Origin of the sequence: Pseudomonas marvdashtae (genome assembly GCF_014268655.2) — a bacterium.
Taxonomy (GTDB): Bacteria; Pseudomonadota; Gammaproteobacteria; order Pseudomonadales; family Pseudomonadaceae; genus Aquipseudomonas; species Aquipseudomonas marvdashtae.
This window is the reverse complement of sequence record NZ_JABWQX020000001.1, coordinates 1,414,012-1,432,636: the sequence shown is the minus strand read 5'-3', so window position 1 is coordinate 1,432,636 and position 18,625 is coordinate 1,414,012. Positions and strand designations below refer to the sequence as shown.

14 protein-coding genes are annotated in these 18,625 nt (G+C 61.6%); 4 read left to right on the top strand and 10 right to left on the bottom strand.

The features are described from left to right. Nucleotides 1–74 precede the first annotated feature (74 nt). The gene (gene hrpA, locus HU742_RS06645; RefSeq protein WP_186643737.1) at nt 75–3,986 is read right to left on the bottom strand and encodes an ATP-dependent RNA helicase HrpA; all 3,912 of its coding nucleotides are present in this window, start codon (nt 3,984–3,986) and stop codon (nt 75–77) included. Nucleotides 3,987–4,204: 218 nt separating this feature from the next. Further along, a complete protein-coding gene (aceK, locus tag HU742_RS06640) occupies nt 4,205–5,926 on the bottom strand; it encodes a bifunctional isocitrate dehydrogenase kinase/phosphatase (protein ID WP_186643735.1) in 1,722 nt (573 codons plus the stop codon). A gap of 130 nt (nt 5,927–6,056) precedes the next feature. Here aceK and HU742_RS06635 point away from each other — a divergent pair, with 130 nt between their 5' ends. Then, a complete protein-coding gene (locus HU742_RS06635; RefSeq protein ID WP_186636077.1) occupies nt 6,057–6,965 on the top strand; it encodes an EamA family transporter in 909 nt (302 codons plus the stop codon). Between the two features lie 67 nt (nt 6,966–7,032). Here the strand turns inward: HU742_RS06635 and HU742_RS06630 are convergent, their stop codons facing one another. From HU742_RS06630 to cysK, 3 genes are all read right to left on the bottom strand, one after another. After that, nucleotides 7,033–7,896, bottom strand: a complete 864-nt coding sequence (locus tag HU742_RS06630; RefSeq protein ID WP_186636074.1) for a DMT family transporter — start codon at nt 7,894–7,896, stop codon at nt 7,033–7,035. A 338-nt stretch (nt 7,897–8,234) separates the two neighbouring features. After that, nucleotides 8,235–9,173: an aspartyl/asparaginyl beta-hydroxylase domain-containing protein gene (locus HU742_RS06625; protein ID WP_186643791.1), complete on the bottom strand. Its 939-nt coding sequence runs from the start codon at nt 9,171–9,173 to the stop codon at nt 8,235–8,237. 288 nt (nt 9,174–9,461) lie between these two features. Then, a complete protein-coding gene (gene cysK / locus HU742_RS06620) occupies nt 9,462–10,436 on the bottom strand; it encodes a cysteine synthase A (RefSeq protein WP_186614079.1) in 975 nt (324 codons plus the stop codon). A gap of 125 nt (nt 10,437–10,561) precedes the next feature. Here cysK and HU742_RS06615 point away from each other — a divergent pair, with 125 nt between their 5' ends. Continuing rightward, nucleotides 10,562–11,638, top strand: coding sequence for a DUF748 domain-containing protein (locus HU742_RS06615; protein WP_186643734.1), 1,077 nt, complete (start codon nt 10,562–10,564; stop codon nt 11,636–11,638). On the opposite strand, the gene HU742_RS06610 is transcribed toward HU742_RS06615, so the two are convergent. Continuing rightward, complete coding sequence (locus HU742_RS06610) at nt 11,635–12,135, bottom strand: helix-turn-helix domain-containing protein (RefSeq protein WP_186636068.1); 501 nt, start codon at nt 12,133–12,135, stop codon at nt 11,635–11,637. The genes HU742_RS06615 and HU742_RS06610 overlap by 4 nt on opposite strands. A gap of 402 nt (nt 12,136–12,537) precedes the next feature. Here HU742_RS06610 and HU742_RS06605 point away from each other — a divergent pair, with 402 nt between their 5' ends. Both HU742_RS06605 and HU742_RS06600 read left to right on the top strand, forming a co-directional pair. Then, complete coding sequence (locus HU742_RS06605; RefSeq protein WP_186636066.1) at nt 12,538–13,383, top strand: AAA family ATPase; 846 nt, start codon at nt 12,538–12,540, stop codon at nt 13,381–13,383. Nucleotides 13,384–13,417: 34 nt separating this feature from the next. Next, the gene (locus tag HU742_RS06600; RefSeq protein ID WP_003198888.1) at nt 13,418–14,596 is read left to right on the top strand and encodes a vWA domain-containing protein; all 1,179 of its coding nucleotides are present in this window, start codon (nt 13,418–13,420) and stop codon (nt 14,594–14,596) included. A gap of 52 nt (nt 14,597–14,648) precedes the next feature. Here HU742_RS06600 and HU742_RS06595 read toward each other — a convergent pair whose 3' ends face one another. The 4 genes from HU742_RS06595 to HU742_RS06580 form a co-directional block, all read right to left on the bottom strand. Next, entirely contained in the window at nt 14,649–15,569 is a 921-nt protein-coding gene (locus HU742_RS06595; protein ID WP_186643733.1) for a 5-oxoprolinase subunit C family protein, read from the bottom strand. Beyond that, nucleotides 15,566–16,270: a 5-oxoprolinase subunit PxpB gene (pxpB, locus tag HU742_RS06590; protein WP_186643732.1), complete on the bottom strand. Its 705-nt coding sequence runs from the start codon at nt 16,268–16,270 to the stop codon at nt 15,566–15,568. The genes HU742_RS06595 and pxpB overlap by 4 nt, the downstream gene beginning before the upstream one ends. Next, the gene (locus HU742_RS06585; RefSeq protein WP_186636057.1) at nt 16,267–17,019 is read right to left on the bottom strand and encodes a 5-oxoprolinase subunit PxpA; all 753 of its coding nucleotides are present in this window, start codon (nt 17,017–17,019) and stop codon (nt 16,267–16,269) included. The genes pxpB and HU742_RS06585 overlap by 4 nt, the downstream gene beginning before the upstream one ends. Nucleotides 17,020–17,082: 63 nt before the next feature. After that, nucleotides 17,083–18,369, bottom strand: a complete 1,287-nt coding sequence (locus HU742_RS06580; protein ID WP_186636054.1) for an MFS transporter — start codon at nt 18,367–18,369, stop codon at nt 17,083–17,085. Nucleotides 18,370–18,625: the final 256 nt, after the last annotated feature.

Genomic DNA, 18,625 nt, shown 5'->3' with positions numbered 1-18,625 from the left:
ATAAACGCTGGCGTTTGGCCCATTCTCCCTGGCCGTCCCTATGAAATAGGATCGGTCGCGCTAACCGAATTCATTCAGGGTTCCACCTGTCCCCACTGCTTGCCCAGGCGCTTGTCGGAAATCGGCACCTTGGTGCCCAACTGCTGGGCGAACAGCGACACCCGATATTCTTCCAACCACCAGCGATACAGCTCCAACTGCGGATCGCGCTTGCCTTCCTGGGCGTGTTTGCCCGCGCGGGCCTGGTATTGCGCCCAGAGGTTTGACAACTCGCCACTCCAGACCCGGTCTTTCTGCACCTGGCTGCCGAGTTTCTCGAAGCGTTGCTCGACGGCCTTGAGGTAGCGCGGCAGTTCCTTGAGCCACTGATGCGGGGTTTCACGTACGAAACCCGGATACACCAAGTGGCTGAGCTGCTGTTTAATATCGTTCAGGGCCACGGCCTGGGCCAGGTCGATCTTGCCTTTGAAGCGTTTTTGCAGGCCGTGCCAGAGCTTGAGAATGTCCAGCGTCAGCTTCGCCAGGCGTTCGGCGTGTTCGGTCCAGCCGCCACGCTTGCGCTCGGCCAGGGCCGCCAGTGCGGCGCCGTCACGGGGCAGGCTCGGCTCGCCTTCGAGCACGCAACTGTCGAGGCTGGCGAGCAGAATGTCTTCCACCAGGCCGTCGATGCGGCCCAAGTCGCGGTACAGCAGGCCCAGCTCCGTCAGGCCTGGCAGCTTGCCACGGAGGAACTTCGCCGGTTCGGCCAGTTGCTGCATCAGCAAGCGCTGCAAGGCGCGACGGTGCTGGAACTCGGCTTCGGCCGGCGTTGGGAAGCGCCCTTCCTTGACCACGCCGCCTTCTTCCACCAGCGCCGGATACACCGTCATCGACAACCCGGCGATCTTCTGCTGGGTTTTCTCCGCCACCGGCGCAAAGACTTTCGCCTCCACCGGCGCCTGGCTTTTCGCCGTTTGCGGTACGGCCAACGCGGCCTGGCTGGCTTCGGCAAAACGCGCCGTCAGCTCGGCCAGGTCACGTCCTTCGCCGAGGAACTTGCCCTGGCCATCGACGATTTCCAGATTCATGCGCAGGTGGCTCTCCACCTGCTGCGCCGCTTCGGTCCAGGCTTCGTCGCTGACCCGCGCGCCGGTCATGCGCAGTAACTCGCGTCCCAGCGCCTGGGGCAACGAGCCCTCGGCGAATGTCATGCGTTGCAGCGCGGCCTTGACGAAATCCGGCACCGGCACGAAGTTCTTGCGCAAGGCCTTGGGCAGGTTGCGCACCAGGGCGATGCACTTGGCCTCGATCATCCCCGGCACCAGCCATTCCAGGCGCTCCGGCGGCAACATCGGCAGCAGTGGCGCCGGCACGCGCAAGGTCACACCATCGCGCGGGTGGTTGGGCTCGAAGTGGTAGCTCAACGGCAAGGTCAGCTCGCCGACGCGCAAGGTGTCGGGGTATTGAGCGGCCGTCACCTCGCTGGCCTCGCGCGCCAGCACGTCTTCTTCACGCATGATCAGCAATTGCGGATCTTTCTGGCTGTTGATCCGATACCAACTATCAAAGGTCGCGGTCTGGTGGATCTCCGCGGGCAGGCGCGCATCGTAGAACGCGAAGAGGGTTTCCTCGTCCGCCAGGATATCTCGCCGGCGCGCCTTGGCTTCCAGTTCGTCGAGTTGTTCCAAAAGGCGGGTGTTGGCGCTCAGGCACTTGGCCTTGGACTGGATCTCGCCGCGCACCAGCGCTTCGCGGATGAACAGTTCACGGGACACCACCGGGTCCACCGGCCCGTAATGCACCGGCCGGCGACCGACGACGATCAGGCCGAACAAGGTGATCTGCTCGTACGCCACCACTTGCCCGCGCTTCTTCTCCCAATGGGGCTCGAAGTGGTTTTTCTTGATCAAGTGCCCGGCCAGCGGTTCGATCCAGTCCGGTTCGATTTTCGCCACCATGCGCGCGTACAGCTTGGTGGTTTCCACCAACTCGGCGGTCATCAGCCACTGCGGACGCTTCTTGCCCAGGCCCGACGATGGATGAACCCAGAAACGCCGTTGACGAGCGCCGAGGTAATCGCCGTCTTCGGTCTTCTGGCCGATCTGGCTCAGCAGGCCCGAGAGCACCGCTTGGTGAAGCTTCGGGTAATCAGCCGGATCTTTGTTGAGGCTCAGCTGCATGTCGCGGCAGATCAGGCTCAACTGGCGGTGGGAATCGCGCCACTCGCGCAGGCGCAAGTAATTGAGGAAATTCTTCCGGCACCAATTGCGCAGCGGGCTGGCCGTCAGGGCTTGGCGCTGCTCTTCAAAACCGCGCCATAGATTGACCAGCCCGGCGAAGTCCGAGTCCGCGTCCTTCCATTGAGCGTGGGCCTGGTCGGCCGCTTGCTGGCGTTCCGGCGGGCGCTCGCGCGGGTCCTGGATCGACATGGCGCTGGCGACGATCAGCACTTCCTGCAAACTGCCCAGTTTTGCCGCTTCCAGCAGCATGCGGCCCATGCGCGGGTCCACTGGCAGCCGCGCCAACTGCCGACCCAACGGCGTCAACTGGCTGTTGCGGTCCACTGCCGAGAGCTCTTGCAGCAGGTTGAAACCGTCGCTGATGGCCTTGCCGTCCGGCGGCTCGATGAACGGGAAGTCGGTGATCTCGCCGAGGCGCAGGTGCAGCATCTGCAGGATCACCGCTGCCAGGTTGGTGCGCAGGATCTCGGGGTCGGTGAATTCCGGTCGGCCAAGGAAATCTTCTTCGCTGTACAGCCGAATGCAGATCCCTGGCTCGACCCGCCCGCAGCGACCCTTGCGCTGGTTGGCGCTGGCCTGGGAAATCGCTTCGATGGGCAGACGCTGGACCTTGGCGCGATAGCTGTAGCGGCTGATGCGCGCGGTGCCGCTGTCGATCACGTAGCGGATGCCCGGCACGGTCAGCGAGGTTTCGGCGACGTTGGTTGCCAGCACTACGCGCCGACCTGGGTGGGACTGGAAAATCCGCTGTTGCTCGGCCGGCGACAGGCGTGCGTACAGCGGCAGGATCTCGGTGTGCTTGAGCTGGGCCTTGCGCAGCATGTCCGCGGCGTCACGAATCTCCCGCTCGCCCGGCAGGAACACCAGCACATCGCCAGGGCTGCGGCGCTCGCTACGTTCGTAGGCGGCGATTTCATCGAGGGTGGCTAGGATCGCCTGGTCGACGGTCAAGTCGTCTTCGACCCGGTTGCCCTCCTCGTCCTGTTCCAGGGTCAGCGGGCGGTACCAGGTTTCCACCGGGAAGGTGCGGCCCGAGACTTCGACGATCGGCGCATCATCGAAGTGCTTGGAAAAGCGCTCCAGGTCGATGGTCGCCGAAGTGATGATGACCTTCAGGTCCGGACGACGCGGCAGCAGGGTCTTGAGGTAGCCGAGCAGGAAATCGATGTTGAGGCTGCGTTCGTGGGCTTCGTCGACGATGATCGTGTCGTAGCGCTCGAGGTAGCGGTCGTTCTGGGTTTCGGCCAGCAGGATGCCGTCGGTCATCAACTTGATCAGGGTGTTGGCATCGCTCTGGTCCTCGAACCGCACCTGATAACCGACCAGCGCGCCCAACGGAGTGCCCAGCTCGTCGGCCACGCGGCTCGCCACGCTGCGGGCAGCGATCCGGCGCGGCTGGGTGTGGCCGATCAAGCCATGCTGGCCGCGACCGATTTCCAGGCAGATCTTCGGCAACTGCGTGGTCTTACCCGAGCCGGTCTCGCCGGCGATGATCAACACCTGGTGCTTGAGCAGCGCCTCTTTGATTTCGTCGCGCTTGGCGGCAATCGGCAAATTGTCGTCGTAGCGAATCACCGGCAGGCTCGCCTTGCGCGCCAACACCTGATCGCACGACGCTTGCATGCGCGTCACCCACTGGGCCAGCTTGGTCTCGTCGGGCTTCTTGCGCAGCTCGAACAACTGCCGCCGCAACCGGTTACGGTCGGCGAGCATGGCGTGATCGAGGTTTTTCAACAGTTTGTCGATAGCGGGGGCTTGGTCAGTCATCAGGTACGCAAGGGTCGTCGGTTTGTGCAAGGGAGCGATTGTCGCAGATTTGTGTCCAGGACGCCGAGCGCTAGCGCTTTTGTGGCGAGGGAGCTTGCTCCCGCTCGACTGCGAAGCAGGCGCCTGGATTTAACGCCGGTCATCAAATCGCCGGGGTGCGCTTCGCACACCAGCGGGAGCAAGCTCCCTCGCCACGGGGGATTCGTTCAGCCGCCGAGTTATTCGTTGTCCAGGTCCTTGCGCCGATACGGGAACACGTCGATTACCTTGCCAGCCCGAATCGCCTCTTGCAGGCTTTTCCAGTAGTCGGCGTTGTACAGCTCGCCATGCAACTGATCGAACAGCTTGCGCTGTCCGGCGTCGGCGAACAGGAAGGGTGGAAATTCCTCGGGGAAGACATCCAGCGGCCCGATGGAATACCAGGGCTCGGACGCCATTTCGTCTTCCGGCGTGCGCGGCTGGGGGATGTGGCGGAAGTTGGCTTCGGTCAGGAAGCAGATTTCATCGTAGTCGTAGAACACCACGCGGCCATGGCGGGTCACGCCGAAGTTCTTGAGCAACATGTCGCCAGGGAAGATGTTGGCGGCCGCCAGCTGCTTGATCGCCAGGCCATAATCCTCCAGCGCCTCGCGCACCTGGGCTTCGTTGGCGTTTTCCAGGTAAAGGTTCAGCGGCGTCATCCGGCGTTCAGTCCAACAGTGGCGGACCAACACCGTGTCGCCGTCCACCGACACCGTGGACGGTGCCACCTCCAGCAGTTCCTCCAGGCACGCTGGCTCGAACTTGCTCAAGGGAAAGCGGAAATCGGCGAACTCCTGGGTATCGGCCATGCGCCCGACCCGGTCGACACTTTTCACCAGCCGGTATTTCTCGATGACCGTGGCCCGGTCGACGTTTTTCGACGGCGAAAACCGGTCCTTGATGATCTTGAACACGGTGTTGAAGCCCGGCAGGGTAAACACGCTCATGACCATGCCGCGCACGCCGGGTGCCATGATGAACTGGTCGTCGGTGTTCGCCAGGTGATTGATCAAGGCCCGGTAGAACTCCGACTTGCCATGCTTGTAGAAGCCGATGGATGTGTACAGCTCGGCAACGTGCTTGCCCGGCAGGATGCGCTTGAGAAAGCCGACGAATTCCGCTGGCACCGGCACGTCCACCATGAAGTACGAACGGGTGAAGGAAAAGATGATCGACACCTGCGCCTCATCGGTGATCAGCGCGTCGATCTGGATACCCCGGCCTTCGCGGTGCAGCAAAGGAATCACCAGCGGCCATTGGTCGTCCCGGGTGTAGATGCGCCCCACCAGGTAAGCGCCCTTGTTGCGATAAAGCACCGAGGAGAACAATTCCACCGTCAGCTCGGGGTCTTTGCAAACCCAGTCCGGCAGGTTGTCGCGCAGTTGGGTTTCGAGGCGTTTCAGGTCGCCGGGCAGGTCGGCGTAGTCTTCGCTGAAGCGATAATCGGCGAACATCTGCGCCAGCATCTTGTCCAGCTGCCCTTCGGGTTTATAGGTACGAGTCTGGGCGGCGCGGGCACGACGCAGGCTCGGCCGGGTCGTGTGAATGAACATCGTGCCGTCGCTGATCAGGTCATGACTGAACAGGCCGCAAAAGATCGAGTTGTACCAGGTCTCGGACAACTCATCGTCGAAGCGCAGGTCGATCAGGCTGATGTAGGCGCTTTTCACCAGGGGCCAGCAACCGACATCCATCAGGGCATCGGCAGCGAAGGCCTCGCGCAGCCTGGCCACGGTTTCGAAGACTTTTTCTTCGTACAAGCTGATGCGCGCCGCCGAAGCCGTCTGCGCCTCTTGCCACCGCGCCTGCTCGAACCGGGCACGGGCACCGTCGGTGATTTGCCGGAAATGCTCACGATAATCGTCGAAGCCGTCGAGGATCGAACGGGCGATATCGGTGGCGGGCCATGGCTGCGACATAGGGAAAACCTCGGCGGGTCATGCTTGTTATTGGCGACTGAGCTTAGAGGCCAATTGCGCGGCAACGCAACCATTGCCATTGGTCTTGGGGGCGGCGACACTTGCGACCCCATCAAGGAAGGAAATCCCCGTGAACCCCGTCGATATCTTGCGTTTGCTATCACTGGCCGCCATCTGGGGGGCGAGTTTCCTTTTCATGCGCATTATCGCTCCGGTAATTGGCACGATTCCCACGGCGTTTTTTCGCGTTTCCATCGCCTTCGTCGGACTGCTGGTGATCCTCGCGCTGATGCGTATCGATTGGAATTTCCGCGGCAAACTGAAAATCGTGATGGTGCTGGGCCTGATCAACTCAGGCATTCCGGCGACCTTTTATTCCCTGGCCGCACAAGTCCTGCCGGCCGGGTACTCGGCGATCTTCAACGCCACCACACCGCTGATGGGGGTGTTGATCGGCGGGTTGTTCTTCAGCGAAAAACTGACCCTGGCCAAGGTCAGCGGCGTGTTCCTTGGGCTCTTTGGCGTCGGCATCCTGACCGGCGCCGGCCCGGTGGCCTTCGACCTGCAATTGCTGATGGGCGCCCTCGCCTGCCTGCTCGCCACCACCTGCTACGGTTTTGCCGGTTTCCTCACCCGTCGCTGGCTCGATCACCAAGGTGGGCTGGACAGTCGCTTGTCGGCTTTGGGCAGTATGTTTGGCGCCACGGTTTTTCTGCTGCCACTGTTTGGCTACAGCGTCATCAGCCAACCACCGGCCAGTTGGGGCGGTTGGAGCGTCTGGCTTTCGCTGCTCGGATTGGGGCTGGTGTGCACAGCGCTGGCGTACATTCTTTATTTCCGCCTGCTCAGTTCCATCGGCCCGGTCAAGTCCATGACCGTGACCTTCCTGATCCCGCCGTTCGGCGTGCTATGGGGGGCGTTGTTGTTGGATGAACCGTTGGGAATGGCGCACCTGTATGGCGGAGTGTTGATTGCCGCGGCGTTGTGGCTGGTGCTCAAGCCTGGAGCGGCGAAACCGGTTGAGATTTCTGCCCGCTAGTCTTTCGGCGAACCTGAAAATGCCATCGCGAGCAGGCTCGCGATGGCATTGGTCCGACAGGAATCAGCTAGCGACTCTTACGAAATACAAACACCAAGCCGATGATAATCAGCACCATCCCCAGCAAGCTCAACAACGCCAGCCGGTTGCCGAATACCAGGTAGTCCATGATCGCTGTCACCGCCGGCACCAGGTAGAACAGACTGGTCACGTTGACCAGGTTGCCCCGGGCGATAAGCCGATACAGCAGCAGGGTCGCCAGCACCGAAACCACCAGCCCCATCCACAGCACCGGCACGATAAAACCCATGCTGTGTTCGAAGTGAAACGGCTGGAACGGCACGAACACCGCGCACAGGATGAGCCCGGCCAGGTATTGCACCGGCAGGGTGCCGAGCGGATTGTCGGTGATGCGCTTCTGCATGATCGAACCCGCGGTCATGCTCACCAGCGCCAGCAACCCACAGAGCATCCCCGCCAGGGACATGCCCGCCAGGCCGATGCCTTGGTACACCACCATCACCAGTCCAACCAAGCCCAGCGCCAGGCCGAACATCCGTTGCCAGGAACGTTGACGCTCCATGAGCACCACGGTGAGGATCGGCTGCACACCCATCAGCGTGGCCATCACGCCGGGGGTAACGTTCAGTTGCAGCGCCAGCAGATAGAAAATCTGATAGGCCCCCAACAACACCAGGCCGGTCACCGCCGCATAGAGCATCGGCTTGCCGGGCCGTGGCAGCTTGAACTTCAGCAACGGGACCAACAGCACCAACGCACACAGGGCGATAGCGAAACGGATCAGCAGGAAAGCGAACGGTGACGCATGGGCCAGGCCCAATTTTGAAAAGATCGCCCCGCTGCTCCACAGCAAAACGAACAGGCTCGTGGAAGCCGTCGCCAATAAGGCGTTTTTGGAAAAGGAAAACATGAAAACCACCTGTAGTCAGGCAAAAAGCCAACTCAGCCGAAGCTGAAATCCAGTCGTTTTTTCAGGCGGGCACAGGGAACGGCAGCCGTTGCCGGTCAGCCCTGAACGCCAACACCCGGCGGTGATACGCAGGCGTACACCGAAGAGCGACTGACAGGTGGGGGGTATTGACCGATCTGCTCAGGCGGCGGGTTCCCGCACGGCACGACGCCAGCGTCGAACGCTGGAACCACAACCGCGGTGAAAGGGAATGCAGGCATGAGCCGATCTCTTGGAAGGTGGGTTCGAAAACCCGGAGAGCGCTGACTATAACCAGCGTCCTATGAACTACGCAATGTTTAAACAAACAACCAATAGCCCAGCGCCGTCAACACGGCCACCGCCAGCACGGGCCGCATCACCCGGTAGGCCTTGGGGTGCTTGCGCTTGAATTGCTTGACCCGGCCGCTGATGCAGTCGCTGAGCGATTTGCTCCAGGCATAGGCCCGGTTGATGCCGCCGACGTGCTCATCGTCCAGGTTCTGCGGTGCGGTGGCGCGTCCGAGGAAGGCGCTGATGGCGCGGTTGAAGCGAGTCATCAGCGGATTTTTCAGGGGCCGCTCAACATCACAGAACAGGATCACGCGAGTCTGCGGTGTTTCGTTCTTGACCCAGTGCACATAGGTTTCATCGAACATGACGTCTTCGCCGTCGCGCCAGGCATAGATCTGCCCGTCGACGAAGATCCGGCAATCGTCGGAATTGGGCGTGGACAGTCCCAAGTGATAACGCAGCGACCCGGCGAACGGATCGCGATGAGGATTGAGGTGGCTGTCGCCCGGCAGCAGCGCGAACATCGCGCCTCGCACGTTGGGGATCCGATTCACCAGCTCGACGGTTCTGGGGCACAACAGCTGTGCCGAAGGCAGCGGTTTGTCGTACCACTTGAGGTAGAAACGCTTCCAGCCCTTCTTGAAGAACGAACCGAAACCAGCGTCGTTGTTTTTCTCCGCGGCGCGGATGTAACCCTCGTCGAACAAGTGCATGGCTTCGTCGCGGATCACCTGCCAGTTGTCCTTGAGCACATCCAGTTCGGGGAACTTGCTGCGATCCAGGTACGGCTTGGCAGGCACCCCGGAAAACAGGTACATCAAGGCGTTGTAGGGGGCGAACAACGCGGAGTGATTGACGAACTGGCGCAACACCGGCAGACGCGCCTTGCCACGCAAATGCACAAACAGCGTACTGCCCAGGAACAGCAGCAACACCGAGGCCTTGGCGACAAACGAAACGGTCATTTCTTTCAACTCCTTGTTTGAATTGCGCAGCGCCATCAGCCCGACGCGGCGGCAAGCCATGTTAAATATCCTCGTCCAGATGAAACATCGACAGACGCGACATTCACTGTTGAGGATTACGCAACAAAGCCCTTGTTAACATGCGTCAGCTGAACCTTGGCTGACGCACCGAACGAATCCCAATCTGCCTTCCAAATGGGCGAGATGCTTCTTGTGGCGAGGGAGCTTGCTCCCTCGCCACAAGAGCCTGCTCTTTCGGCTAAAATTCCCCGTTAAACCGGCGCTCAGTTACTGCTGAGTCTCCTGCTCGGTAAACAAGTCGCTGAACAGCATGCTCGACAGGTAGCGCTCGCCCGAGTCCGGCAGGATCACCACGATCGTCTTGCCCTGCATTTCCGGTTTTTCCGCCAGGCGCACAGCCACTGCCATCGCCGCGCCGCAGGAGATGCCGCAGAGAATCCCCTCTTCCTGCATCAAGCGCAGGGCCATGGCCTTGGACTCATCGTCGGTGACCCGCTCGACCTGGTCCACGATCGACAGATCGAGGTTCTTCGGTACGAAACCCGCACCGATCCCCTGGATTTTGTGCGGACTGGGCTTGATCTCTTGCCCCGCCATCACCTGGGTAATCACCGGCGACGCTTCGGGCTCTACCGCCACGGACAGGATCGGTTTGCCGCAGGTGTTCTTGATATACCGCGAAACGCCGGTAATGGTTCCGCCGGTCCCCACGCCCGCGACCAGCACATCGACGGCGCCGTCGGTGTCGTTCCAGATTTCCGGACCGGTGGTTTTCTCGTGGATGGCCGGGTTGGCCGGGTTATCGAACTGCTGCGGCATGAAATACTTCGACGGGTCGCTGGCGAGGATTTCGGCAGCTTTCTCGATGGCGCCTTTCATGCCTTTCGCCGGCTCGGTGAGCACCAGTTCCGCGCCCAAGGCCTTGAGGACCTTGCGCCGCTCGATGCTCATGGACGCCGGCATGGTCAGCATCAGTTTATAGCCACGGGCAGCCGCCACGAACGCCAGGCCGATCCCGGTGTTGCCCGAGGTTGGCTCGACGATAGTCATGCCAGGCTTGAGTTTGCCCGAGCTTTCAGCGTCCCAGATCATGTTCGCGCCGATCCGGCACTTGACCGAATAGCCCGGGTTGCGCCCTTCGATCTTGGCCAGGATGGTCACACCACGAGGGGCGATGCGGTTGATCTGCACCAGCGGCGTATTGCCGATGGAATGGGCGTTGTCAGCGTATATACGACTCATGACCGGGTCCTTAATGCAGAGGGAATTTAGCGCTTTAAGGTAAGCCTGTTGCCAAAGGGCGTCCAGTTGCACCGAACGTTCCCGCTGTGACAACAGTCAATGGTTTAACAACGGAGACTACTGACATGAAGCGTCGATACAGCTGGCCACTGTGGGCCTTCGTCGCCATCGTTGCGCTACTGGTGGCCCTGCATTTCGCCTTGCCTTATCTGGTGCGCAACTACCTGAACGACAAACTGGCCGACATGGGCAGTTACCGTGGTCAAGTGACCGATGTCGACCTGGCCCTCTGGCGCGGTGCCTATCGGATCAACGGCCTGCGAATCGTCAAGGTTGACGGTAAGGTCCCGGTGCCATTCGTCGATGCGCCACTGGTCGACTTGTCCGTGAGCTGGCACTCACTGTGGCATGACCACGCGGTCGTGGCCGAGGTGGAGTTCGCCCATCCCGAAGTCAATTTCGTCGACGGTGGCGCCAACCGACAAGACTCCCAGACCGGCCAAGGCACCGACTGGCGCGAGCAGTTGAGCAAGCTGATGCCCATCACCCTCAACGAGGTGCGGATCAACGATGGCAAGGTGACCTTCCGCAACTTCAACTCCAAGCCGCCGGTCAACCTGCGAGCCACCAACGTGAATGCCACTCTCCATAACCTGACCAATGTGGTCGACACCGAAGGCAAGCGCGACGCCCGCTTCGAGGGCAAGGCCCTGGTGGCCGAACACGCGCCATTGGAAGTCCAGGCCACGTTCGACCCGCTGAGCGACTTCGAGGACTTCGATTTCCGCCTGCGGGCCAGGAACATCGAACTCAAACGACTGAACGACTTCGCCGCGGCCTACGGCAAGTTTGACTTCAACGCCGGCCACGGCGACCTGGTGGTCGAAGCCGAAGCCAACAACGCCAAGCTCAGCGGCTATATCAAGCCGCTGCTGCGCGACGTGGATGTGTTCGACTGGCAGCAGGACGTGGAAAACAAAAACAAGAACATCTTCCGCTCCGTCTGGGAAGCGTTGGTCGGAGGGGGTGAAACGGCCCTCAAGAACCAGCGCAAAAACCAGTTTGCCACCCGCGTGGAACTCAGCGGCAACGTCCACCAACAGGACATAGGTGCGTTCGAAGCCTTCCTGCAGATCCTGCGCAACGGTTTTGTCCAGGCCTTCAGCGCCCGCTACGAGCAACCGCCACCGTCCGAGGATTAAGGCTTGCGGGTGACGGTGTAGCGGCCGCTCTGCTCCGCCGCCGCTACGGCTGTGGTGCGTTGCAGCGAGTCCCAGCCCAGGCAGGCCAGGGCCAGCGAACGCGGCACCGCCTCGCGGCCACTGCTGTAGCGGCTGATGCTACGGGCGCTGACCCCCAGCGCTTCGGCCGCCTGGTTCAACGGCAAGCCGGTGCGGGCGCGCCAACTGATGAAGATGCGGGTGTTTTCATCTTCTGCATTCTGCGCCAGCGCATCCAGGTACAAAGTGTCGGCGCCGATCTGAATATCCAGCGCCGGCCACTCGACGCTCCAGCCGTCGTCACCCAGCACCGCGCCTTCAAACGCGCCCTCCTCCAGCAAAGGTCGCAGGCCCGGAAAATGTTGCACATCGGCGCTCAGGTCCAGCGTCAGTTGCTGACCATCGATAAAAGTCAGTTCGAGAATGCACGGTAATAAAGGCTGCACGGCCAATAGCCGCGGTCGTTTCATGGGTAGCATCGTTGCCAATCCTCCAGCAGTTGCGCCTGATGAGCCCTGACCCAGTCCAACGACCAACACATGGCTTACGTGTAGCGCACTTGTGGCGAGGGAGCTTGCTCCCGCTGGGCCGCGAAGCGGCCCTAAAAGCCTGCGAGCGCTGCGCACTCGAGCGGGAGCAAGCTCCCTCGCCACAAGTGCGGCTGACCGTTAGAAAAGTATGAATCCGGAACTGTATCGCCAAATTGGCGATACGCAATACTGGCAAGCGGCCGAGACTGAGTCAACATGTGACGCCCCATTCAGAGACTGAATACAGCGTCTGCGTTCACAGTCGGCGGGGGCTCGCGTTATAGTCGGGCACGATATCTATTTCGCGCGCCTTGCCTCGCCGGGCCGGCGACACCGTTCGAGGAAATACCGATGAAGTTCGAAGGCACCCGCGCCTACGTGGCCACCGATGACCTGAAACTGGCCGTGAACGCAGCCATCACCCTGGAGCGGCCGCTGCTGGTCAAGGGCGAACCGGGCACCGGCAAGACCATGCTTGCCGAACAACTGGCCGAGTCCTTCGGCGCGCGCCTGATCACTTGGCACATCAAGTCAACCACCAAGGCTCACCAGGGCTTGTACGAGTACGACGCGGTCAGCCGCCTGCGGGACTCGCAATTGGGCGTAGACAAAGTCCATGACGTGCGCAACTACTTGAAGAAAGGCAAGCTCTGGGAAGCGTTTGAATCCGAGGAGCGGGTAATCCTGCTGATCGACGAGATCGACAAGGCCGACATCGAGTTCCCCAACGACCTGCTCCAGGAACTCGACAAGATGGAGTTCTACATCTACGAGACCGACGAAACCATCAAGGCCAAGCAGCGCCCGATCATCATCATTACCTCCAACAACGAAAAAGAACTGCCGGACGCCTTCCTGCGCCGCTGCTTCTTCCACTACATCGCCTTCCCCGACCGCGTCACCCTGCAAAAAATCGTCGATGTGCATTACCCGGACATCAAGAAAGACCTGGTCAGCGAAGCGCTGGACGTGTTTTTCGACGTACGCAAGGTGCCGGGCCTGAAGAAAAAACCTTCCACCTCCGAACTGGTGGACTGGCTCAAGCTGCTGATGGCCGACAACATCGGCGAAGCGGTGCTGCGCGAGCGTGATCCGACCAAGGCCATTCCGCCGCTGGCCGGTGCCCTGGTCAAGAACGAGCAGGACGTGCAATTGCTCGAACGCCTGGCGTTCATGAGCCGTCGCGGCACTCGCTGATCCTCTTCGTCTAACAAGAGCGAGGGCGATTGCCATGCTGCTAAACCTGTTCAATGAGATGCGCGCCGCCAAGGTGCCCGTGTCGGTGCGTGAATTGCTGGACCTGATCAACGCGCTGAAACAGCGGGTGATCTTTGCCGACATGGATGAGTTCTACTACCTGTCCCGAGCGATCCTGGTGAAGGACGAACGGCATTTCGATAAATTCGACCGGGCGTTTGCCGCCTACTTCAACGGCCTGGAAAAACTCGACGATCACCTCCAGGCGCTGATTCCCGAAGACTGGTTGCGCAAGGAGTTCGAGCGCTCGCTGACCGATGAAGAACGGGCTCAAATCCAGTCCCTCGGTGGCCTGGACAAACTGATCGAAGAGTTCAAGAAGCGCCTGGAGGAACAGAAGGAACGCCACGCTGGCGGCAACAAGTGGATCGGCACCGGCGGCACCAGTCCGTTCGGCTCCGGCGGTTTCAACCCCGAGGGCATCCGTGTCGGCGACGCCGGCAAGCGCCAGGGCAAGGCCGTGAAGGTCTGGGACCAGCGCGAGTACAAGAACCTCGACGACCAGGTCGAACTGGGCACCCGCAACATCAAGATCGCCCTGCGACGCCTGCGCAAATTTGCTCGCCAAGGTGCGGCCGAAGAGTTGGACATCGACGGCACCATCGACCACACCGCCCGGGACGCCGGCCTGCTGAACATCCAGATGCGCCCCGAGCGACGCAACACCGTCAAGCTCTTGCTGCTGTTCGACATCGGCGGCTCGATGGATGCCCACGTGAAAATCTGCGAAGAACTGTTCTCGGCCTGCAAGACCGAGTTCAAGCACCTGGAGTACTTCTACTTCCACAACTTCGTCTACGAATCGGTGTGGAAGAACAACCTGCGCCGCACCTCGGAGCGCACATCGACCCAGGACTTGCTGCACAAGTACGGCGCCGACTACAAAGTAATCTTCATCGGCGACGCCGCCATGGCCCCTTACGAAATCACCCAGGCCGGCGGCAGCGTCGAGCACTGGAACGAAGAAGCCGGTTATGTGTGGATGCAGCGCTTCATGGAGAAATACAAGAAGCTCATCTGGATCAATCCGTACCCGAAGGACACCTGGGGTTATACCGCCTCGACCAACATCGTGCGGGAGTTGGTGGAAGACCGGATGTATCCGCTGACCTTGCGAGGCTTGGAAGAAGGGATGCGGTTTCTCTCCAAATAAGCACTTCGCGCCAGTGATGTCTCTTCGCGACCCCGGCGGATCGCGAAGCTTTTCAACCCCTCAAGAACGCCTGAAGACATTCAACCTGCTGCCGATGCGCAACCTCCTGCACCACCGGCCGCAACTGCACCTGCGCCCCCGGCAGGCATTGCGCCAGCCGGGCCAGGGACAGCGGTGTCAGGGCGCCCAGGCGCGGATAGCCGCCGATGGTTTGCCGATCGTTGAGCAGCACGATCGGCTGGCCGTCCGGCGGCACCTGCACGGCCCCCAGCGGAATGCCCTCGGAAATCATCGCCGGCCCCTGATATTCCAGCGCCGTGCCCAGCAAGCGCATGCCCATGCGATCGGCGCGACTGTCCAGCGTCCACGCAGTGTTGAACGCATCGAACAGGCTGCGTCCACTGAACGCGCCATTCTGCGCGCCGAGGATCAGGTCCAGCGGCTGCGCTTGTTGAAAATCTGGAATCAGCGCGTACGGCATGGGCCGAGGCGTCGCCGCGCCTGAATAACTCAAGTGTTCGCCGCGACTCAACGCCCGCCCCCGCCCATCCAGGCCACCCAGTTCTTCGCGCACCACCGTCGCCCGGCTGCCCAGCACCGCGGGCGCGTCGAACCCGCCGGGCGCCGCCAGGTAAGCCCGGGCGCCAAGCACCGGTTGGGTGAGCGCCAGGGTCTGGCCTCGGCGCAGGCTAAAAAACCGCCACGACGCCACCGCCTGGCCATCCACCCGCGCGCCCAGATCAGCCCCGGCCAGCGCCAGCACGCAATCTTCCTCGGCCACCACGGTAAAGCCGCCGAGGGTGATTTCCACCACCGCCGCGTCGGGCGCGTTGCCCAACATCCAATTGGCCCAGCTCATCGACAGCCAGTCCGCCGCCCCGCCCTGGGTCACGCCCAAGTGCCTTACGCCGAAACGGCCGGTGTCCTGCAACAGGCACAGCGGTGTGCTGGCCTCGATCAACAAACGACTCATGCCTGGACCTCCAACGGGCTGTCGTCGCCGCCCAGGGCGATGAATTCAGCGTGATCGATGGCGGCAAAACGCACCGTGTCGCCGGGTCGCATCAAGCTGTAGCCGTCGCGCTCACGGTCGAACAGTCTGGCCGGGGTGCGACCGATCAGGTTCCAGCCGCCGGGCGAGACCACCGGGTACGCCGCGGTCTGGCGCTCGGCGATGCCCACGCTGCCCGCTGCCACCCGCTTGCGCGGCGTATCGAGGCGCGGCGCGGCCAGTTCTTCGTCAACCAGCCCCATGAAGGCGAAGCCCGGCGCGAAACCCAGGGCAAACACTTGGTACTCACGCTCGGTGTGGCGACGGATCACTTGCTCCACCGTCAACCCGCTGCGGCTCGATAGCAGGACCAGCTCAGGCCCGACGCTAAGGTCGTACCACACCGGCAACACATGGCATTGACCGACAGAGCCGGCGTCCGGCGAAAGATTGTTCAGCGCCTCGCCGATCAGCTCGCGAGCCTGGGTCGGCGTCAGGGCCAGCAAATCGTAATGCACCATCAGCGTGGTGTAGGACGGCACCAGGTCGATCAAGTCGCCGGCAAAAACCTCACGCAAACGCTCGCTGGCGGCGAGCATCCACGGCATGTTGGTCTCGGCGATCTCATCGAACAGGCGAACCATCAGGCAGTCCACCGCCACCACTTCCAAGCGCGGCTTCATGGCGCGTTCTGCCCATCCAGGGCCTGGCGGATACGCTGCACGGCGGCTACGGAACTGGCGTTGTCGCCATGCACGCACAAGGTGTTGGCGTGCAGATTCAAGGGGCTGCCATCGCTGGCCGTTAGCGCATCGCCGCGGGCGATGGTCAGGGCCTGCCCGATGATGATCTCGGGATCGTGATGCACCGCCCCGGGCAATTGCCTGGAAACCAGGTGACCGGCACTGTCATAGGCTCGGTCGGCGAAGGCCTCGAACCACAGCGTCAAGCCATACTCATCGCCCAAGGCTTGGGCGGCGCTGTTGTCCCGAGTCGCCATCAGCATCAACGGCAATTGCCGGTCATAAGCGGCGACTGCCTGGATTACCGCGCGCAGTTGCGCCGGGTTGGCCATCATGTCGTTGTACATCGCGCCGTGGGGTTTGACGTAGCTGACCCGACCACCTTGGGCGCGGCAGATACCGTCCAGGGCGCCGACCTGATAGTGCAGCAGGTCCTGCAATTCCTGGGCGCCATAGGCCATGGAACGTCGGCCGAAGCCCGCCAGATCCTGATAGGCCGGGTGCGCGCCGATCCGTACGCCATGGCTCAGGGCCAGGCTGACGGTCTTGCGCATGATGCTCGGGTCGCCGGCATGGAAGCCGCAGGCGATGTTGGCGCAATCGATAAAGGGCATCACCTCGGCGTCCAGACCCAGGGTCCAGTTGCCGAAGCTTTCGCCGATGTCGCAATTCAATAGCAGGCGGTTCACGGTGAACGCTCCTGTAGGCTCTTTCTTTTTAGCTATGGGGCATTTGGCCCCACAGGTTATCAGTTACTCGGCTTCCAACTGCTTGCCTTGGGTTTCCGGCAGGCTCAGGGCCGCGAGGATCACCACTCCGTAGGACACCGCCGCGAACGCACCGATACCGACGCTCAATGGCACCTTCTGGCTGAGAATACCAATCAACAGAGGGAACAGCGCCGCCACTGCCCGGCCAATGTTGTAGCAGAAACCCTGGCCCGAGCCCCGGATGCGGGTCGGGAATAACTCGGTAAGGAACGAGCCCATGCCGCTGAACATTCCCGAAGCGAAGAAACCCAGCGGGAAGCCCAGCCAAAGCATCACGGTATTACTCACCGGCACTTGGGTGTACAGCAGCACGATCGTGAATGAGCCGACGGCGAACAGGACGAAGTTTTTCTTGCGACCGAGGATGTCGCTCAAGTACGCGCTGATAACGTATCCCACATAGGAACCGACGATAACCATCGCCAGGTATCCGCCGGTGCCCAGCACGCTCAAACCTCGCTCGTTTTTCAGGAATGTCGGCAGCCAGGAGGTGATCGCGTAGTAACCGCCCAACGCGCCTGTCGTCAGCAGCGAAGCCCGGATGGTGGTGAAGAGGATGCCGGGGGCAAAGATCTCGTAGAACTTGGCCGGATTCTCCGGCGTCAGTCGGGCCTTGGTCTGGTTGTAGATTTCCGGATCCTTGACCAACCGGCGGACGAAAATCACGAACACCGCCGGCACGATGCCGAGGATGAACAACGCGCGCCAAGCGTCTTCCGGCGGCAAGACCGAGAACAACAGCGCATACAGAATCGCCGTCATGCCCCAGCCCAGCGCCCAACCCGATTGCACCATGCCCACCGCCTTGCCACGGTCCTTGGCGCGGATCACCTCGCCCATCAACACCGCGCCGGCGGTCCACTCGCCGCCAAAGCCGAAACCCATCAATGTGCGGGCGATCAACAACTGTTCGTAGTTCTGGGCGAAGCCGCAGAGGAAGGTAAAGAAGGCGAACCACAACACCGTCAGTTGCAAGGTGCGCACCCGGCCGATGCGGTCCGAGAGAATACCCGCGACCCAACCGCCGATGGCCGAAGCGATCAGCGTGCTGGTGTGGATCAGCCCCGCTTCACCGGTGGTGATGCCCCACATGGCGATCAGGGTCGGCACCACGAAACTGAGCATTTGCGTGTCCATGCCGTCCAGGGCATAACCGATCTTGCAGCTCCAGAACGTGCGCCGTTCCTGCTGGTTGATGTTGCGGTACCAGTCGAACGGGCCGGAACGGGCCTGCGGCTGGGGGACGCCGAGCGTGTCGGGTGCACTCATGGTGGTTCTCCACGGTTTTATTGTTGTGAGTCTCGACGACGCTGGCGTGGAGACCGTTGCCCCGATTCTTGAGCGCGCAGCCGATCCCGTCCAACGAATAAAACCTTGGCCGGGTCATAAGAAAAATTTGATTGGGCGGAGCATCGCCAGGAAAGGCGGACCGCTTTTGTGGCGAGGGAGCTTGCTCCCGCTGGTCTGCGAAGCAGACCCAAAACGGCCGGGCATCATCAGCCTGACACTGCGCAGCGTCTGGTTT